Genomic DNA, 17025 nt, shown 5'->3' with positions numbered 1-17025 from the left:
CCGGGTGGCGCTCACGCCGCGCGGCGAGCGAGTCGACCGCGCGGCGAACCGCGACCAGGCTGTCGACTGTGGCGCGTCTCGCGCACGCGGACGGGCGGGTCGACCGCTTCCCCCACGAACCGGCGGAGCGCTGCCGAGAACGACGAGCGCCCCGCGACCTGCGCGATGGGTTGCGCCGCCAAGAGCGCCGCGTCGGCCGCTTTGACGTCCCACGGTAAGAACCAGATGTCATCCGCGCCGAGGTAGCGCTCGAGCGTCCGGCGGACCTGTCCCCGCGCATCGATGCCGAGAGCTCCCGTCCGCGTCTTGTTGACGACGACGCGCACCGGAGTCGCTCCGGCGACGGCGCGCAGGTCCCCGTAGCCGCGAACGAACCGCGACACGCTCGTCGGATCGGCCGCCACGACCGCGACGATCAGATCAGCCTCGGTCAGGACGGCGAGTGTGGATGCATTGCGGCGAGGGCCATCGAGGTCGCTCACGATCTCTTCGTCCCGCTCCAGAGGCGACGCGACATCGACGATGGCGTCCGTCACCCATTCGCGACACACGCCGAGCGCGCCGCGCACCCGCTCGTGGCCGAGTTCGGGCCAGCGGCTCGGGCGATTCACTCCGGTCAGCACCTCCACGGGGCCGAGCGGCACGGCGATGCGCGCGAGTTCGGCGACGGTGAGGGTCCCCCGTTCCGCATGCCGACACGCTGCCGCGAACCCCGGTCCTTCATCGGCCAGCCCGGTGGCCAGAGCGACCGACGGCGCGTGCGAGTCAGCATCGATCAGGGCGACCGGGCGTCCGTCCCGCGCCAACTCGCAGGCGAGTTCCACCGCGATCGTCGTCCGACCCGGCGCACCGGCGGGGCCCCACACGGCGATGATCCGCCCACGCGCGGCGGGGACGGCATCCGGCACCGTCGGCGGGGCGACGAGGAAGGATGCCGCATCCGCTCCCTCGTCGAAAGAACCGACGCCGAACATGCCGGCGAGTCTTCGGTGCTCGTCGCGCGTACAGAGCGCGACGATCCGCACTCCGAACCGATCGCAGGCGGCGACGAGCTGCGCCGTGAGCGCGGACCGCTCGGCCGCGACGATGAGAACCTCCACGCGCGACAGCTCCCCGAGAAGCTGGGCTGCTTCCGGCCCGGCCATCGCATCCGCTACTGCCGTGGCCGGGTCGTCGGCGTCGACGACGAGGCGCACCTGCGCCCCTTCGAACGACAGTTCGTCGGCGAGCGCGCGACCGCGCCGTCCGTCGACCGCGACGATCACCGAGGTCATCGCTCGGCTCCCGCCGTGGGGACGATCGACATACTGGAGCCGGCCGCAACTGCTGCCAACGTCGAGGCGACATCGGCCCGTTCAATCACGAGCTCCACCGCGGTCCCAGCGCTTCCCATCACCGACTCATCGTCGTCGACCGAGGCGACGGTCGCCGCCGCAACCAAGATCCGCGGAGTGTCGAAGACGCCGCGTTCGAGTTGCGGAGCGGCCCACACCTCCACCGTCGCGCCCCTTCCCACCGCCGCGGGAATGGCGGTCGCGCTCGTCACCACAACCGTCGTCGTCCGCGCCTGCTCCGCCGCGCCGATCGCACTCTCCGGAACGAGCTCTCCGGCGGTGATGGTGCGCATGGCGACCGAACCGGGTTCAAAGCTCGTCGGTGACGCGTACGCGTCCTCGATCCGCCCGAGTGCGACCTCGACGACCTGCAGATCATCGGAGGTGACGGCCTCGCCCGGCACGATCGTGCGCGATGCCGCGAAGACCGGAACGGTCTGTCTCGCCGCGGCGACGACGAACCACACGCCCGCGACGGACACGACGATCAGTCCGATCCCGAGCAGAAATCGCAGATCGGACCAGAACGCACGGGGACGGGGGCGGGCAGGGACGGTCTCACTCATGCCGTCCATCGTCGCCGACCCGGCGCCGGCACATCGCGCGTTATCCACAGGTCGGCGTGGACCGACGATCATCCGGCACCGCGGGAACATAATGGCCTCATGCCCGAAACGCCCGAAGCGGGGGTGCGCTTGTTCGCGCCTGCCCAAGTCGCGGAGATGCTCCATCTCCCCGTCGACGAGGTCGTCGCGCTCGTCCTCGAGGGTCGACTGCGGGGGGCGAAGGTGGGGACCCCGGGACGGTGGCGGATCGAGGCCGACAGTGTCGACACGTATCTCGACGACCAGGCCGAGGAAGCACGCCGCATCGCCCTGTGGCGTGAGTCGAACGCGGCAAGTTTCCCGGAACTCTGGGGGCGCGGCAGCATCCGCAACCCCGACTGACGACGACTCAGGGGAGGTCGGCGGGTGCGTCCAGCCGCACGAGCGCGACGGCCGCGAACGGCACCAGACGGAAGCCGGTGACGTTGTCGGCCCGACGCGGCACGCCGGGCTCGTGCAGGGCGAGATCGAGGTGATCGGCGCCGGCGCGGTCGATCGTGCCGGCCAGTGCGCGACCATCGGTCAGGTGCACGGTCGTCGGAATGCGGCGGCGCACGACATCGCGCAGCACGAACCCGAACGTCATCCGCTGCGCGAGGACCGAGCCCGGCGCCGCCTCCCGCACACTCGAGAGCACGGCCTCTGCGGTGGTGCCCACCGTCAGCGCAGCGCTCAGCGGCACCAGCGCGACGACGGGTCGTCGTGCGCTCGTCTCGAGCGCCCACCAATCCAGGCCGACTCGGCTGACACGACCGGAGACCGTACCGCCCCCGGCGACCTCGACCACGACCTGAGCTCCGGCCGCCGCCAAGGCCACGACGCGTTCGCGGATCGGCACGCGCGACAGCCGCAAACGCTCGGCCTCTGTGTCCAGCGCGGCGCGCTCGGCCTCCCATTCGGAGTCGAGCTGATCTTCCAAGTCCTCGAAGAATCGATCCCAGCGCACGTCGAGAGGCTAGGCGATCCGCTCCGAGCACGGGGAGCCTCTCCACAGGTTGGAGGATTCTCATCCCACGGCTGCGTGCGCTGTGCTGTACTCGTGCCACGTCGCCGGTCCGGCATCCCTCCCGCTGCCAGGCCGCCTCTCCCGCATCGAGGAGGTCAGGATGGTTCCCCCGCTCGCACGTTCCGCTCGCCGCGCCGGCACGGCTCTGGAGGTCGAGGAGTACTTCGCCCCCCAGCGGAGTTCCACGGATCAGCTCCCCGATCCGGGGGCGCTTCTGCAGAACCTCACGATCGGCGTCCTCGAGGTGCTCGCGGGGGTGCGCGAAGTCGACCAGCTCGCCCGCTGGCTGGACGAAGACGCCTACCGGGCTCTCGTCACGCGAGCCAACCTCACCGCACGCGCCCGCAGCGCGCGTGGCGTGCCCGCCGCCCGACCGTCACACCGCATCCTCTCCATCCACTGCACCTCCCCCGCAGACGGGGTCGTGGAGGGTGTCGTGATTTCGGCCGGGCCGGCGCGGACGCGCGCCGTCGCGATTCGACTCGAAGGGTGGGACGGGCGCTGGCGCGCCACGTCCCTCGCCCTCCTCTGACGACCGCCGCTACTGGCGGTAGGACGACAGGAAGTTGCCCAGCCGCTCGATCGCCTCGGTGAGCACACGCGCTTCGGGCAACGTCACGATGCGGAAGTGATCCGGCGTCGGCCAATTGAACCCGGTTCCCTGCACCAGCAGAACGCGCTCGGCGACCAGGAAGTCGTAGACGAACTTCGCATCATCGTGGATGTCGTACACGTTCGGATCCAGCCGAGGAAAGGCGTACAACGCTCCCTGCGGCTTATGGCATTCCACACCGGGAATGCTGACGAGCGCCTCGTAGGCGGCATCGCGCTGCTCGTGCAGCCGCCCGGTCGGTGCGATGAGCCCTTCGATGGACTGCACGCCCGACAGAGCCGCCTGCACGGCGTATTGGGCGGGGACGTTGGGACACAGTCGCGTCGAGGCGAGCAACTGGATACCCTCGAGGAACCCGGCCGCGTGCTTCTTCGGTCCCGTGATGACCATCCATCCGGAGCGGAACCCGGCGACGCGATAGGTCTTGGACAGCCCGTTGTACGTCAGACACAGGAGGTCCGGCGCGAGGGTCGCGAGCGGCACGTGGACGGCGTCGTCGAAGAGGATGCGGTCGTAGATCTCGTCCGACAGCAGCAACAGGTCGTTCTCGCGCGCGATCTGGACGAGGCCCTCGAGGATCTCACGGGAGTAGACGGCGCCGGTCGGGTTGTTCGGGTTGATGACGACGATCGCTTTCGTGCGCGGCGTCACTTTGGCGCGGATGTCCTCGAGGTCGGGCTGCCACCCGTTGTCGTTGTCGCAGCGATAGTGCAGCGGCGTCCCGCCGGCGAGGCTCGTCATCGCGGTCCACAGCGGGTAATCCGGCGACGGGATGAGGACTTCGTCGCCCTCATCGAGCAACGCCTGCATCGTCATCGTGATGAGTTCGGAGACGCCGTTGCCGAGGTACACGTCATCCGGGTCGAACGGGGGGAACCCTGCGACCTCTTCGTAGCGCGAGACGACGGCGCGACGAGCCGACATGATGCCGCGGCTGTCGCTGTACCCGTGCGCGTGCGGGATGGCCTCGATCATGTCCCGCACGATCTGGAACGGTGCCTCGAAGCCGAAGACGGCCGGGTTGCCGGTGTTGAGCTTCAGAATGCGGTGGCCGTCGGCCTCGAGCCGGTCAGCCTCCACCAGGGCGGCTCCACGGATCTCGTAGAGGACGTCCTTCAGCTTCGATGACTGGTCGAGGATACGGCGGCTCATCGGATCAGGATATCCCCGCCCCGGCCGTGCCAATCGACCGCGCGTGGCCTGCGCTGCTACTTCTTCTTGTCGGCGGCGCGGCGCTCAGCGCGATTCTGCGGTGCGGATGCCGGGGCTTCGGCACGCTGGCCGAAGGCGCCGCGAGGCGCTTCGGGGGCGGGCGCGGGCGCCTGCGGAGTCTGACGCAGCTTGCTCGTCGCCGCCTGCTGGACCTGTCCACGGTCGTTGCGGACCTCGACCTCACCGGCATCGTTGGGTGCGGTGTACTGCAGGCGCTGCGCTTCGACGACCGGCGCATCGAGTCCCTTGGCCTCGACGTCGCTGCTCCCGGCCTGGCGTACTTCGACGTCCAGGTTGAAGAGGAACCCGACCGACTCCTCCTTGATCTGGCCCATCATGGACTGGAACATCTGGTAGCCCTCGCGCTGATACTCGATCAGCGGGTCACGCTGCGCCATGGCGCGCAGGCCGATGCCGTCCTTCAGATAGTCCATCTCGTACAGGTGGTCGCGCCAGCGACGATCGAGCACCTGCAGGATGACGCGCCGCTCGAGCTCGCGCGTCGCGGGTGCACCGAGCGACTCCTCGCGAGCGGCGTAGGCGATCTTCGCGTCCGAGATGATCTCCCGTTTGAGGCCCTCGGGCGTGACGCGTCCCTTGTTGCCGCTGTCGGCGACGACCTCGTCGATCGTGACGCCGACAGGATAGAGCGTCTTCAGCTCGGCCCACAGGGCGTCGAAGTCCCAGCTCTCGGTGTGACCACTGCCGGTGTGGTCGTCGATGACAGCGCCCACGGCATCCTCGATGAAGTGCTCGACGCGGTCGGAGAGGTCATCGCCCTCGAGCACGTGCCGCCGGTCGCCGTAGATGGCTTCGCGCTGACGGTTGAGGACGTCGTCGTACTTGAGGACGTTCTTGCGGATCTCGGCGTTGCGCGACTCGACCTGCCCCTGGGCGCTGCGGATCGCGCGGGAAACCATGGTCGACTCGATCGCCACATCGTCGGGGAAGTTGGTGCGGGCGAGAATCGCCTCGGCAGCTCCGGACTGGAACAGGCGCATGAGATCGTCGGTCAGCGACAGGTAGAACCGGCTCTCACCGGGGTCACCCTGACGCCCCGAGCGACCGCGCAGCTGATTGTCGATACGGCGGGACTCGTGGCGCTCGGTTCCGAGGACGTAGAGTCCACCGGCATCCACAACCTTCGTCGCCTCCTCGGCGACGACATCGCGCATGCTCGTGTAAACCTCGTCCCAGGCGGTCTCGTACTCCTCGGGGGTCTCGACCGGGTCGAGACCGCGCGACTTCATCTCCTGGACGGCGAGGAACTCGGCGTTTCCGCCGAGCATGATGTCGGTACCGCGACCGGCCATGTTCGTCGCGACCGTGACGGCACCGAAGCGACCCGCGCGGGCTACGATCTCGGCCTCGCGGGCGTGGTTCTTCGCGTTGAGGACTTCGTGCTTGATGCCCTTTTTCGCCAGCAGACGCGAGAGGTACTCGCTCTTTTCGACGCTGACGGTACCGACGAGCACGGGCTGACCGGTTTCGTGGCGACGGGCGATGTCTTCGACGACCTGGGCGAACTTCGCCTGCTCGTTCTTGTAGACGAGGTCTGCCTGGTCCTTGCGGACCATCGGCTTGTTCGTCGGGATCGGCACCACACCGAGCTGGTAGGTCGACATGAACTCGGCCGCTTCGGTTTCGGCGGTACCGGTCATTCCGGCGAGCTTGTCGTACAACCGGAAGTAGTTCTGCAGGGTGACGGTGGCGAGAGTCTGGTTCTCGGCCTTGACCGGCACGGCTTCCTTGGCCTCGATCGCCTGGTGGATGCCTTCGTTGTACCGCCGACCGACCAGGATGCGGCCGGTGTGCTCGTCGACGATCATGACCTCGTCGTTCATGACGACATAATCGGTGTCGCGCTTGAAGAGAGCCAGCGCCTTGATCGAGTTGTTGAGGAACGAAATGAGCGGTGTGTTGACCGATTCGTAGAGGTTGTCGATGCCGAGGTAGTCCTCGACCTTCTCGATGCCGGGTTCGAGCACACCGATCGTGCGCTTCTTCTCGTCGACCTCGTAGTCCACACCCGGCTCGAGCGTCTTCGCGATCTTCGCGAACTCGACGAACCAACGGTTGGCCTCGCCCGAGGAGGGGCCCGAGATGATGAGGGGTGTGCGCGCCTCATCGATCAGGATCGAGTCGACCTCGTCGACGATGGCGAAGAAGTGCCCGCGCTGGACGAGGTCGTCGCGACGCCAGGCCATGTTGTCGCGGAGGTAGTCGAAGCCGAACTCGTTGTTCGTGCCGTACGTGATATCGGCGTTGTACTGCTCACGACGCACCTCGGGCGTCTGACCCGACACGATCGTGCCGGTCGTCATCCCGAGCGCGCGATAGACACGGCCCATCAGCTCGGACTGGTAGGACGCGAGGAAGTCGTTGACCGTGATGACGTGGACGCCCTTGCCGGCGATCGCATTCAGATAGACAGCGAAGGTCGCGGTCAGGGTCTTGCCCTCACCGGTCTTCATCTCGGCGATGTTCCCGAGGTGAAGGGCCGCTCCGCCCATGACCTGCACATCGTAGGGGCGCTGACCGAGCGTGCGTTGGGCCGCTTCGCGGACGGCGGCGAACGCCTCGGGCATCAGCGCGTCGAGGGTTTCACCGGCCTCGTAGCGTGCGCGCAGCTCTGCCGTCTCGCCCCGGAGTTCGTCATCGGTGAGCTTCGCGTACTCCTCTTCGAGCGCACCGACCGCCTTCGCGACCTGCTGGAGGCGCCGGAGGATGCGTCCTTCGCCGGCGCGAAGCAGTTTCTCGAGAGGATTGGCCACGGAGGTTCTCCATACTTTTCTAAAGCGTTCCAGCAGATCGCCGGTGCCGCGCACGACATCGGGCGTCGTGCGGGCATTCCCATTCATGTTATCGGTCTGTGACCTTGGAGTGCTCTGAGTCGCCGGGACAAGTCCTGTGGACGCTTCGCCTCGCGACACCGCTGCCGTATGCCGACCTAGGATCGTCCTATGGCCGGAATCTGGGGCACCCGCAAGAAGGAACGCGCGCAGCTCGCTGCGCAGGACGCCGAACTCGGCCGGCAGGCCGACGCCGCGCTCGTCGCGACGGACGAGCGTCTGCGCAGCACAGCCGATGAGCTGATGTTCGCCGAGATCGAACTCGGGCGGGATGCGACCGCCGATCTCCGCGCCGCGTTGACCGCCGTCCGCCAGCATCTCGGTGAGGCCTTCCACCTCAACCAGCTCAATCACGATGAGATCCCCGACACCCCGGAAGAGCTGCGCACCCGGAACGCCCGGATCCTTCAGCTCTGCGAATGGGCGGGTGAGCTTCTCGACGATCGGACGGAAGCCCTCGCCGCACCGATCGAGCGCGCCCGGCGAGCGCCGGAGATCATCGCGGGCATCCGCAAGGACCTCGTCACGCTGCGTGACCGCCTGCCGGCAGCGGAAGCGACCGTCGCCCGGCTCGCCGGACGCTACTCGGCGGAGGCTCTCCGCAAGATCTCCGGAAACCCGACCGAAGCAACCCAATTGATCGACTTCGCGGCGCACGGCTCGGACATCTCCGAGGCGCGTCGACAGTCGGGGCAACGTGAGCAGGCGAACCTGGCGCTGGAGACGGCGATGGAGGCGGTACGGCGCGCGACGACCCTTCTGGATGCCGTCGACGCGTACGAGGTCGAGGCGCTCCGCGCGGCCTCCACCCTCGCCGCGATCGTCGACGACTCGCGGGAGGACATCGTCACGGCCCGCGATCTCCGACACGTCCCCGAGGTCGCCGCCGCGAGCGTTGCGCTCGAGAAGGCGCTCAGCACGCTCGCCCCCGCCGGGACGCCGACCGATCCGTTCCTGGAGCTCACCTCCCTGCGGGAAGCGAACGGCACTCTCGACGCCGCCGTCGCCAAGGCCCGCCAGCGGGCCGCGCACCCGGCGCCGCCAGAAGCCCATGTGCGTCATGCGATCGACGACGCCGACCGCCAACTCGGTGTCGCCCGCAGCGTCATCTCCGGCCATCGCGGGTGGATCGGCGCCGACGCGCGCACCCGCCTGGCTGAGGCGGAGCGCATCCGACACGACCTCTCCGCTGTCGCCGGCGGCGGCGCGATCGATGAGGATGACCGCGAGAAGGCACTGGCCGACGCGCGCCGCTGCGGCCAGCTGGCGTCGGAGGCACTGCAGCTCGCCCAGCGCGACATCGACTCCTCCCGCCCGAACGACGGCGGGTGGGGTCCGCAGGGCGGCGGGCGCCGCGGCAACGGTGGCGGCGGCGACATGATGGGCGGCATCCTCGGTGGCCTCGTGATCGGCAGCCTGCTGGACGGCATGTTCGACTGACACATCCCCGAGCCGCTCAGGGTGATCCCCCAATCATCCTTGAGACGGATACGCCGGACGGTTTCCACCTCCTAGGTTCGAGGTAGTTCACTCGCACCACGGAGGTTGTCCCATGCTCGTCTGGCGTCGCTGGATCTTTCCGCTCTTTCTCCTTCTGGTCTGCGCGGCCATCGCCGCCGCGCTCGTCAAGCTGGCCTTCTTCCCCGACCGTGTCGATGCCGCTGCGCTGAATCCCGGCGGCGAAGTGACGACGCCCACCGTGACGGTCGAACGCGGCAGCATCGTTGACGAGCTCTCCGTCGATGCGACGATCGCGCGCGACGACGACGTGATCGTGCGCGCGCAGGTCGAGGGAACCATCACGGCGGTCGCCGTCGCGTCGGGGCAAACCGTCGCCGCGGGCCAGGTGCTCGTGACGGTGAAGCAGACGTATCCCGTGAAGAGCATCGACATCGTGGCGCCCGAGGCGGGCGAGATCACCTCGTTCGAGCTGGTCAAGGGCCAGCCGGTCTCCCTCGGTATCGAGGTGGCGAAGCTCACTCCCGCCCGGTATCACCTCGTGGGGACCGTTGACCCCGTGTTGCTCTATCGACTCGTCGGTGCACCCACCGATGCCGAAGTGACGATCCAAGGCGGGCCCGCCCCGTTCACGTGCACGGGGCTCGCCGTGCAGGTGGGAGAGGACGGATCCACGAGCGTCGCGTGCGCCGTGCCGACCGACCAGCAGGTGTTCGCGGGCCTGAAGGCGACGCTCGCCGTGCAGGCGGGCGCGGCCGACGACGCTCTCGTCATCCCTACGACGGCGGTGCGAGGAGGAGCCGGCACCGGCGTCGTCTGGGTCGACGCGGAGGGCACGCCCGAAGAGCGCACAATCGCGCTCGGCGTCACCGACGGCACGCAGGTCCAGGTCACGGAGGGGCTCGTCGAGGGCGACACGATCCGGCAGTTCGCACCGGGATCGACCGCGGGCGACGAGCCGGTCTGCTACGACGATGGCGCGGGCGGCCAGTACTGCGAAGATCCCGGGATGAGCTGGTGAGCCTCGTCGAACTGCGCGGGGTCACGCGGCACGTGCTTCTGCCGGACGACTCCCGGCTCGACATCCTGCACGGCGTCGACCTCTCGGTCGCCGCCGGGGATCACGTCGCGATCGTCGGGCGCAGCGGCTCGGGGAAGTCGACTCTCCTCAACATCCTCGGCATGCTCGACCTGCCGTCATCGGGTGAGGTTTCGTTCCGGGAGCAACCGGTCTTCCGTGACACCGGAAAACGTCTGCGCCGCAGCGCGCTGGACCGGATGCGGGGGCGCGAAGTGGGCTTCGTCTTCCAGCAGTTCAATCTGCTCCCGGGGCGGACTGCCACGGACAATGTCGCGATGCCCCTCGGATACGCCCGCGGAAAGCAGTTCTGGCGCCGACGGGAACTCGCGCGAGAGATGCTCGACCGTGTGGGGCTCGGCCATCGCCTCGACTCCGTGCCCGAGCGCCTCTCCGGCGGTGAGCAGCAGAGGGTCGCGATCGCGCGGGCGCTCGTCCGCCGCCCGGCGCTGATCCTCGCCGACGAGCCGACGGGCGCCCTCGATGTCGAGACCGGTGCATCCATCATGGCTCTTCTGGATGACGTGGCCTCCGAAACCGAGGCGGCACTGGTGACCATCACCCACGACCTGCACGTCGCTGCCCGCGCACGCCGGCACTACCGGCTGGAAGCGGGGGTCCTCACGGGCGTCGACCTCGACGCGGCGTCGCGCGAGACCGCGCTCGGCGCACTCTCGCCGACACCGATGACGCGACGATCGGCGATCACCGCATGAGCGGGTTCGTCGGTGCACTCAATGAGGCCTGGGCAGAGCTCCGCCATCACAAGTTGCGCGTGCTCCTGAGCCTCATCGGCATCGCCGTGTCGGTCGCCGCGATCGCCGCCGTCCTCGCCCTCGGCGACTACATGCGGCAGCAGACGATCGAGCAATCCGATCGCTACGGCGGCCGGGAAGCGACGATCGCCATCAGTGCGTACCGCACAGACGGCGGCGCGATGGACTGGGAGGGCCTCGATGCGGATCTGCGCACCGCGGCCGACCGGTTCGATCTCGCGCACGTCACGCGCCGTGCCGACTCGATCTCCACACCCGTCTCGGTGCAGATGTCGGACTACCTGCGCCCCGTGCAGACTCGCCTCGCCGACCCTGATTACGCCGTGATCCACCGGACCACGCTCTCCGCGGGCCGCTGGTTCGACGCGGGCGATGCGGAGTGGATGGCTCCCCCGGTGGTCGTTTCCTACGCCCTCTGGCAAGCTCTCGGGTCGCCGAACCTGGGGACGTCGCCGTCGCTGGATATTGGTGGGATCCTGGCCGGCACCTACCGGATCGTCGGAGTGAACACGGCGGAGTACCTCGGAGACACGCAGAAATTCATCACGCTCCTGCCGGACACCTACTTCGCCCGTGCGGAAGTCCTGTCCGACAGCGACGCGCTCTCCTGGGAGGTCTGGGTCGGGCCCGATCGGGTGAACGAGATCGGACCCGAGCTGGCCGCTCAGTTGCGGGCGGCGGCGGGACCGGACGTCGAGGTCACCCTCAGCCGCGCGGACTGGGGATCCCGCCCCGAGAATCAGGCGCAGGTGCAGATCTTCGAACTGACCACAGGGGTCATCGCCGGTCTTGTTCTCCTGCTCGGCGGCTTAGGCCTCGTCAACATCCAGCTCGTCGCGATGCGTCAGCGCATCCGCGAGATCGGTGTGCGGCGAAGCTTCGGCGCGACCGGCGGGCGCATCTTCACGACGGTGCTCCTCGAGAACGTCGTGGCGACCGCTGTCGCGGGCGTCGTGGGGATCATCGTGGCGATCATCGTTCAGCGGGCGCTCTTCACGTTCGGGGTGCTCACCCCGCTCCAGGACAACCCGCCGTTCCCGATGCACGCCGCTCTGGTCGCCCTCGCGGCGGCCGTCGGGATCGGGGCGATCGCGGGATTCCTCCCCGCGCTCGTGGCCGTCCGCGTGAAGGTGATCGACGCGCTCCGGTTCTGACCTTTTCACGGGGCACGAACGAAAGGAAGGGCGGATGCCGCAGCATCCGCCCTTCTGTCATTCTCAGCCGGTTACGAAGCGAGTTCCTCCGTGCCGGGTGCCGCGGTGGTCGTGAGCCCGATGACGCCGTAGTCCCAGCCCTTACGGCGGTACACGACACTCGGGTGGTCCGAACGTGCGTCGATGAACAGGAAGAAGTCGTGTCCGACGAGCTCCATCCGGTCGACCGCTTCCTCGACGGTCATCCACTCGGCATCGAAGCTCTTGGTGCGGATGACGACGGGGGTGTACTCCTCGTCATCTTCACCGGAGGCGACGATGGGGACTTCCCCGGTCGCGACGGCGCGGAGCGCCTCGACGGATGCGGGCTCGACATCGATGCCCTGGAGCGATCCGCTCTCCTTGTCGAGCTTCGCGCCGCGCGGGTGGTTGCGGGCGTCCACCCGCTTGTCCTTTGCACGCCGGAGCTGCTCGGCGAGCTTGTCGACCGCGAGGTCGAGGGCGACGAACTTGTCGCCGTCGGTCGCTTCCGCGCGGACGACGGGGCCCTTTCCGGTGACGGTGAGCTCGACGGTCTCTTCTTCGCGGTTGCCGTTGTGATAGGCCCGATGGGTGACCTTCACGTCGAGTTTCTGCGCACGCGGTGCGAGATTCTCGACGCGGGCGGACTTTTCTTCGGTCACGGTCCGGAAGCGATCTGTGATGCTCACTCCCACGCCGACGATGCTGGTTTCCATCCTTGACCTCCTTGTATCCGGGTCGCCCGGTCAAGGGCGGACCCTCGTTCGCCTTGTCATTCCCACGCTATCGATCCAGACCCCTCCTGTCACCCATGGGTGCCGTTCGGAGTGTCGTGGCGACCGTCGCCGCACCGAGCACGACGGCTCCGCTGGCCTCGAGCGCGCGCGCCGCTTCCCGCAGCGTCGCGCCCGTCGTGACGACGTCATCGACGACGACGACGCGCAGGCCCGCGACACCCCGCGCGTGGAGCGTCCCCGCGACGTTGCGTTCTCGATCGCCCCGCCCGAGTCCGCGTTGATCGGCGGGCGTGCCGACGCTGGCCAGCAGTCGCACTGGGCGGAGTCCCCCGCGGCGTGCGAGCAGCTCGGCGATCGGGTATCCCCGTCGACGCATCGCCGCGGGCGACGAGGGCACCGGCACGACGACCGCCTCACCGACCTCGACCGCGGCGGTGGCGAGCAACGGGCCGAGGGTGCGCGCGAGTGACGTGCGACCCTCCTCTTTGAACGCACGGATGGCACGGGCAGCGACACCGTCGAACCGCACCGCGCTGATCACCGGCATCCGGTCGAGCCGTCGCGTCAGCCTGTGGAAGGCCAACTCGCGGCGACAGGCCTCGCACAACGCCACATCCGGTTGATCACACCCCGCGCACCAGGTGGGGAAGACGAGACTGAGTCCCTCGGCGAGCGCGTCATCGACCGCCTGGTGCACGCGCGGGAGGAGGGGCATCCACCGACTGTGCCGCACGCGCGTGCCCCGCGGAACGGCGGCACCGGCATCCGTGGACAACTCTCCACCCTCGCCGCCTGGGGAGGAGAAGTCAGCGCGGCGAGCCTTGCTGCGTCGCGAGGACGAGCACACCGGCCGAGAGATGCTGCCAGTTCACGCCGCTCTGCACATAGAGGTCGCCCGCAGCGTCACGCAATCGAGCGGACCCCGACTGATTACCGCCCGCGACCGTGGTCACACCATCGGGCGTGCGGACGAACGAGCCGAAGCCGCCGAGCGGCTGGTCCCACAGGTAGGTGGCACCGTCCAGGCCATAGAGGACCGAGAGCGTCCCGGCATCCGACCATGCGACCTGGACGCCCGTGCCCGGCAGCACCGCCATCGCTTCCGGGACGCCGAGCGCTGTGGGCACCCCGTTGCGATCGCGGAGGATGCCGGCGACCCACAGTGCATCGCGCGTGCCATCACGGACGATAGCTGCCACCCGAGTGCCATCGCGCGACACCCGCATCGATGCGATGCGGAGGGCGCCCGCCCATGCCGACGCGATCTGGAAGACGGTGCCGTCCGGAGCGATCGCGGAGACCGCGGTCGGCGCCTCGGCCGGGACGGACCAGATGTAGCCGAACGGATCGATCGAGGGCGCCAGCAATCCACTCCGGTTATCGAGCACGAGTTCGGTCCCGTCGCCGCGCACCTCCAGGACCGCGCCCTCCGGGGCCAGGACCGCCGCAGCCGTACGGTCGGCGTTGACGTCGATGTGGACAGCGTCCGTGTCGACCAGCGCGGCGGAGAGTCCATCGATCTCCTCGACGGTGGTCCCCGACAGGAAGCCGAAGGCCTCGGCCGTCCGCACGAGCGGACGTGTGTCGACCCGGGTCGAGCGGGCAGGAGCGGGCACCGCGGCCAACATCTGGTCATCGACGAACATGTCGACTCCGGTGATTCCCGCGGTCAGCAGGCTCGCTTCGAGTTGCGCCTGCATGCGACTGAGCACCGTGGGCTCCAGGGATCGCGCCCCCTCCTCCAGCGACACCTCGGCGACCCGCCCGGACCGCACGGGAACCGCGGGCTGCGCCAGCCGCGCGCCGTCGACGAACGACGTGGCGACAGCGCCGTCGAGCCACGGGCTGGGCGCCCCGTCGACGAGCGCCTGAGCGATGCTCGTCGCGGCGTAGGTCTTCGGGAACCATCGCTCATCGGGGATGAGATAGGTCCACATCGGGTCGAAGAACATGAGCGCGTAGCTGCCGAACACGGCACGGAAGCGGTTGAGGTCCAGGACGATCCCGTCGGCCGCCTCGGTGATGCGCCACTGACCGTCGGCTTGTCGCGCCAGGGTGAACGCGAGCGGGATCTCGCCGTCGTCGCCGACGGTGGAGAGCGCCCCGGTGTCGTCCACCGTGGCGACGGGTGTGACCGACAGAACAAACTCGTCGTCCGCCACCTCGGTGAGGGTCCGTTCCCCCGGCCGATAGACGGTGACGCCGGCCTGCGGCTTCCAGATCGGCCGGAAGTCGCCCGCCAGGAACTCCCTCGCCGTGTCCCAATTGCCGCGGGGGCCGGAGCCTGCGGCGATGAAACCTTCGACGATCTGCTGGGGAGTCGCGTCTGTGGCCGGCCCATCCGGGATGAAAACGAAGTCGCCGTCCGTCTCGGCTTCGGTGACCGCCTGGCCGGCATTGACGGGCCCGGCCGTCGGCAGGCCCGCGCATGCCGTCAACAGGACCGTGAGCAGGATGCCGAGGCTCACGAGGGCGGGGGTGGACCGTGCACGCGTCATGACCGTCCTCCGCTTCCGGGAACCGTGATGGGCTGAGTGAGGCCGAGATCGTCGAGCGGAGCGGCATCCTCCCCCGGATCCAGGGGAATCGGCGACGATCCTTCGGCGGACTGTCCGTGGCGCGGCAGGGTGAGGACGAAGTTCGTCCCCCGCCCGGCCTCGGACCACACGGCGAGCGTTCCCCCGTGCAGTCGGGCGTCACCGAGCGCGATAGACAGGCCGAGCCCGGTACCGCCGATCGTGCGTGTGCGGGACGGGTCGGCGCGCCAGAACCGGTCGAACACCCGCTCGGCGTCGGCCGCACTCATTCCGAGCCCGAAATCGCGCACGCCGAGCGCGACGGCGCGTTGATTGCTGTCGACCGTGACGACGATGGGTCTTCCCTCGCCGTGCTCGATGGCGTTGCCGAGGAGGTTGCGGACGACGCGCCGCACGCGGCGCGGGTCCATCTCGACGGGCGAGTAACCACCGGGAGCGACCAGGCGCACATCGGTGCCGTGCTGATCGGCGAGTTGCTGCATCGACGCGATGACATCCTCGGCCAGGTGCGCGAGGCTCGTCGGCTCGTTCTCCAGTTGCACCGAGCCCGCGTCGTACCGGCTGATCTCGAGGAGGTCGGTGAGGAGCGTCTCGAACCGCTGCACTTGCGCGTGCAGCAGCTCGGCGGCGCGCGCCATCGTCGGATCGAAGCTGTCGCGCTGATCGTTCAGCATGTCGCTGGCCAGGCGGATCGTCGTCAGCGGGGTCCGCAGTTCGTGCGACACATCCGAGACGAACCGCTGCTGCACAAGAGACAACTCGGCGAGCTCCTTGATCTGCGATTCGATGCTGTCCGCCATCGCGTTGAACGACCGGCCCAGGGTCGCGAACTCGTCCTCGCCGTGCACCGGTAGCCGCACGCCGAGGTCGCCGGCCGCGAGGATCGCACTCGTTTCGGCCGCCTGCGCGATCGGCACGGTCACCGAGCGCAGCACGAGCCAGGAGATCACCCCGATCAAGACGACGAGCCCGAGCCCGACCAGCCACAGCGTGACTTGGACGAATCGCAGCGTCTCCGCTTCGGACGCGAGATCGTAGGCGAAGTAGAACTCGTACGCGCCGACCTCCGGGAAGACCAACTGTTGCCCGATCACGATTCCGGGAACCGCACCGCCGTCGTCGTCCGGGAGCGCGATGGATTGCCACCACTGCTGCTCCGCATCCCGCTGGACCGCTGCGCGGAGCCCGTCGGTGAGCAGTTCGGGCTCCATCCCGCCCTTCGTGAAGTCCTGCGGGGCGATCAGGGACGGATCCGACGACACGCGGAACGCCGCGATCATGTCGGTGCCCGCCTGGCGCGATGTGGCGTTGGTCGCGTTCTCCATCAGCACACGCAGGGCATCGGAGTCGCCCTCGGGCTGGGCGACATCCAAAGATCGCTGGGCGGACTGCGTCGCCCGCTCGACCGACTGCTGCACCTGCTGGACGCGGGATTCGAACAGGTCGTTCTGGATCGCGAGCGCCATCGTCACGAAGGCGATCAGGATCGTCAGGGCCGTGAGCCCCAGCGTCACCGCGAGCGTGCGGAAACGCAGCGATCGCTGCCACGCCGACGCGATACGCCGCGGCGAGGACCGCCAGTCGCGCCAGAGCCGCCAATCGCCCGGCAACGTCACACTCGTCGTCGTGGCGGCCATGGGTG

The 17025-nt window shown here is 68.7% G+C and carries 15 protein-coding genes; 6 read left to right on the top strand and 9 right to left on the bottom strand.

Annotated features, from left to right (window positions below; genetic code table 11):
- Nucleotides 1-11: 11 nt before the first annotated feature.
- Nucleotides 12-1274, bottom strand: a complete 1263-nt coding sequence (locus N4R40_RS10710; protein WP_261607362.1) for an AAA family ATPase — start codon at nucleotides 1272-1274, stop codon at nucleotides 12-14.
- The gene (locus N4R40_RS10705; protein WP_261607361.1) at nucleotides 1271-1900 is read right to left on the bottom strand and encodes an SAF domain-containing protein; all 630 of its coding nucleotides are present in this window, start codon (nucleotides 1898-1900) and stop codon (nucleotides 1271-1273) included. Before N4R40_RS10705 ends, N4R40_RS10710 begins: the two co-directional genes overlap by 4 nt.
- 99 nt (nucleotides 1901-1999) lie before the next feature.
- Between N4R40_RS10705 and N4R40_RS10700 the strand changes: the two genes are divergently transcribed.
- Complete coding sequence (locus tag N4R40_RS10700) at nucleotides 2000-2281, top strand: helix-turn-helix domain-containing protein (protein ID WP_261607360.1); 282 nt, start codon at nucleotides 2000-2002, stop codon at nucleotides 2279-2281.
- A gap of 7 nt (nucleotides 2282-2288) precedes the next feature.
- Here N4R40_RS10700 and N4R40_RS10695 read toward each other — a convergent pair whose 3' ends face one another.
- Complete coding sequence (locus tag N4R40_RS10695) at nucleotides 2289-2885, bottom strand: hypothetical protein (RefSeq protein WP_261607359.1); 597 nt, start codon at nucleotides 2883-2885, stop codon at nucleotides 2289-2291.
- 160 nt (nucleotides 2886-3045) lie between these two features.
- On the opposite strand from N4R40_RS10695, the gene N4R40_RS10690 reads away from it, so the two are divergent.
- A complete protein-coding gene (locus N4R40_RS10690) occupies nucleotides 3046-3477 on the top strand; it encodes an Rv3235 family protein (RefSeq protein WP_261607358.1) in 432 nt (143 codons plus the stop codon).
- Nucleotides 3478-3486: 9 nt separating this feature from the next.
- On the opposite strand, the gene N4R40_RS10685 is transcribed toward N4R40_RS10690, so the two are convergent.
- Both N4R40_RS10685 and secA read right to left on the bottom strand, forming a co-directional pair.
- Nucleotides 3487-4710, bottom strand: coding sequence for a pyridoxal phosphate-dependent aminotransferase (locus N4R40_RS10685; RefSeq protein ID WP_261607357.1), 1224 nt, complete (start codon nucleotides 4708-4710; stop codon nucleotides 3487-3489).
- A 56-nt stretch (nucleotides 4711-4766) separates the two neighbouring features.
- Nucleotides 4767-7544: a preprotein translocase subunit SecA gene (gene secA, locus N4R40_RS10680; protein ID WP_261607442.1), complete on the bottom strand. Its 2778-nt coding sequence runs from the start codon at nucleotides 7542-7544 to the stop codon at nucleotides 4767-4769.
- Between the two features lie 189 nt (nucleotides 7545-7733).
- On the opposite strand from secA, the gene N4R40_RS10675 reads away from it, so the two are divergent.
- The 4 genes from N4R40_RS10675 to N4R40_RS10660 all read left to right on the top strand — a co-directional run bounded on the left by N4R40_RS10675 (nucleotide 7734) and on the right by N4R40_RS10660 (nucleotide 12088).
- A complete protein-coding gene (locus tag N4R40_RS10675) occupies nucleotides 7734-9062 on the top strand; it encodes a coiled-coil domain-containing protein (RefSeq protein WP_261607356.1) in 1329 nt (442 codons plus the stop codon).
- A gap of 112 nt (nucleotides 9063-9174) precedes the next feature.
- A complete protein-coding gene (locus tag N4R40_RS10670) occupies nucleotides 9175-10101 on the top strand; it encodes an efflux RND transporter periplasmic adaptor subunit (RefSeq protein ID WP_261607355.1) in 927 nt (308 codons plus the stop codon).
- Nucleotides 10098-10874 carry an ABC transporter ATP-binding protein gene (locus N4R40_RS10665; protein ID WP_261607354.1) on the top strand — a complete coding sequence of 259 codons (777 nt, stop codon included), beginning with the start codon at nucleotides 10098-10100 and terminating at the stop codon, nucleotides 10872-10874. Before N4R40_RS10670 ends, N4R40_RS10665 begins: the two co-directional genes overlap by 4 nt.
- Complete coding sequence (locus tag N4R40_RS10660) at nucleotides 10871-12088, top strand: ABC transporter permease (protein ID WP_261607353.1); 1218 nt, start codon at nucleotides 10871-10873, stop codon at nucleotides 12086-12088. Before N4R40_RS10665 ends, N4R40_RS10660 begins: the two co-directional genes overlap by 4 nt.
- Nucleotides 12089-12159: 71 nt before the next feature.
- On the opposite strand, the gene hpf is transcribed toward N4R40_RS10660, so the two are convergent.
- From hpf to mtrB, 4 genes are all read right to left on the bottom strand, one after another.
- Nucleotides 12160-12825 (bottom strand): ribosome hibernation-promoting factor, HPF/YfiA family, encoded by a 666-nt coding sequence (gene hpf, locus N4R40_RS10655; protein ID WP_261607352.1) that lies wholly within the window; start codon nucleotides 12823-12825, stop codon nucleotides 12160-12162.
- A 67-nt stretch (nucleotides 12826-12892) separates the two neighbouring features.
- Nucleotides 12893-13561 (bottom strand): ComF family protein, encoded by a 669-nt coding sequence (locus N4R40_RS10650; RefSeq protein ID WP_261607351.1) that lies wholly within the window; start codon nucleotides 13559-13561, stop codon nucleotides 12893-12895.
- 91 nt (nucleotides 13562-13652) lie between these two features.
- Complete coding sequence (locus tag N4R40_RS10645) at nucleotides 13653-15344, bottom strand: LpqB family beta-propeller domain-containing protein (protein ID WP_261607350.1); 1692 nt, start codon at nucleotides 15342-15344, stop codon at nucleotides 13653-13655.
- Complete coding sequence (gene mtrB, locus N4R40_RS10640; protein ID WP_261607349.1) at nucleotides 15341-17020, bottom strand: MtrAB system histidine kinase MtrB; 1680 nt, start codon at nucleotides 17018-17020, stop codon at nucleotides 15341-15343. Before mtrB ends, N4R40_RS10645 begins: the two co-directional genes overlap by 4 nt.
- Nucleotides 17021-17025: the final 5 nt, after the last annotated feature.

The sequence above is a fragment of the Microbacterium memoriense genome (genome assembly GCF_025398275.1).
Lineage (GTDB): Bacteria > Actinomycetota > Actinomycetes > Actinomycetales > Microbacteriaceae > Microbacterium > Microbacterium memoriense.
Note: the sequence above shows the minus strand (reverse complement) of the source record. Positions and strands in the feature narration are given on the sequence as shown.

Excerpts from the sequence above, each read along its gene's own strand:
- N4R40_RS10700 (WP_261607360.1), top strand. The coding sequence starts at position 2,000 with ATGCCCGAAACGCCCGAAGCGGGGGTGCGCTTGTTCGCGCCTGCCCAA.
- N4R40_RS10705 (WP_261607361.1), bottom strand. The coding sequence starts at position 1,900 with ATGAGTGAGACCGTCCCTGCCCGCCCCCGTCCCCGTGCGTTCTGGTCC.
- mtrB (WP_261607349.1), bottom strand. The coding sequence starts at position 17,020 with ATGGCCGCCACGACGACGAGTGTGACGTTGCCGGGCGATTGGCGGCTC.
- N4R40_RS10660 (WP_261607353.1), top strand. The coding sequence starts at position 10,871 with ATGAGCGGGTTCGTCGGTGCACTCAATGAGGCCTGGGCAGAGCTCCGC.
- N4R40_RS10675 (WP_261607356.1), top strand. The coding sequence starts at position 7,734 with ATGGCCGGAATCTGGGGCACCCGCAAGAAGGAACGCGCGCAGCTCGCT.
- hpf (WP_261607352.1), bottom strand. The coding sequence starts at position 12,825 with ATGGAAACCAGCATCGTCGGCGTGGGAGTGAGCATCACAGATCGCTTC.
- N4R40_RS10650 (WP_261607351.1), bottom strand. The coding sequence starts at position 13,561 with ATGCCCCTCCTCCCGCGCGTGCACCAGGCGGTCGATGACGCGCTCGCC.
- N4R40_RS10670 (WP_261607355.1), top strand. The coding sequence starts at position 9,175 with ATGCTCGTCTGGCGTCGCTGGATCTTTCCGCTCTTTCTCCTTCTGGTC.
- N4R40_RS10690 (WP_261607358.1), top strand. The coding sequence starts at position 3,046 with ATGGTTCCCCCGCTCGCACGTTCCGCTCGCCGCGCCGGCACGGCTCTG.
- N4R40_RS10645 (WP_261607350.1), bottom strand. The coding sequence starts at position 15,344 with ATGACGCGTGCACGGTCCACCCCCGCCCTCGTGAGCCTCGGCATCCTG.
- N4R40_RS10685 (WP_261607357.1), bottom strand. The coding sequence starts at position 4,710 with ATGAGCCGCCGTATCCTCGACCAGTCATCGAAGCTGAAGGACGTCCTC.
- N4R40_RS10710 (WP_261607362.1), bottom strand. The coding sequence starts at position 1,274 with ATGACCTCGGTGATCGTCGCGGTCGACGGACGGCGCGGTCGCGCGCTC.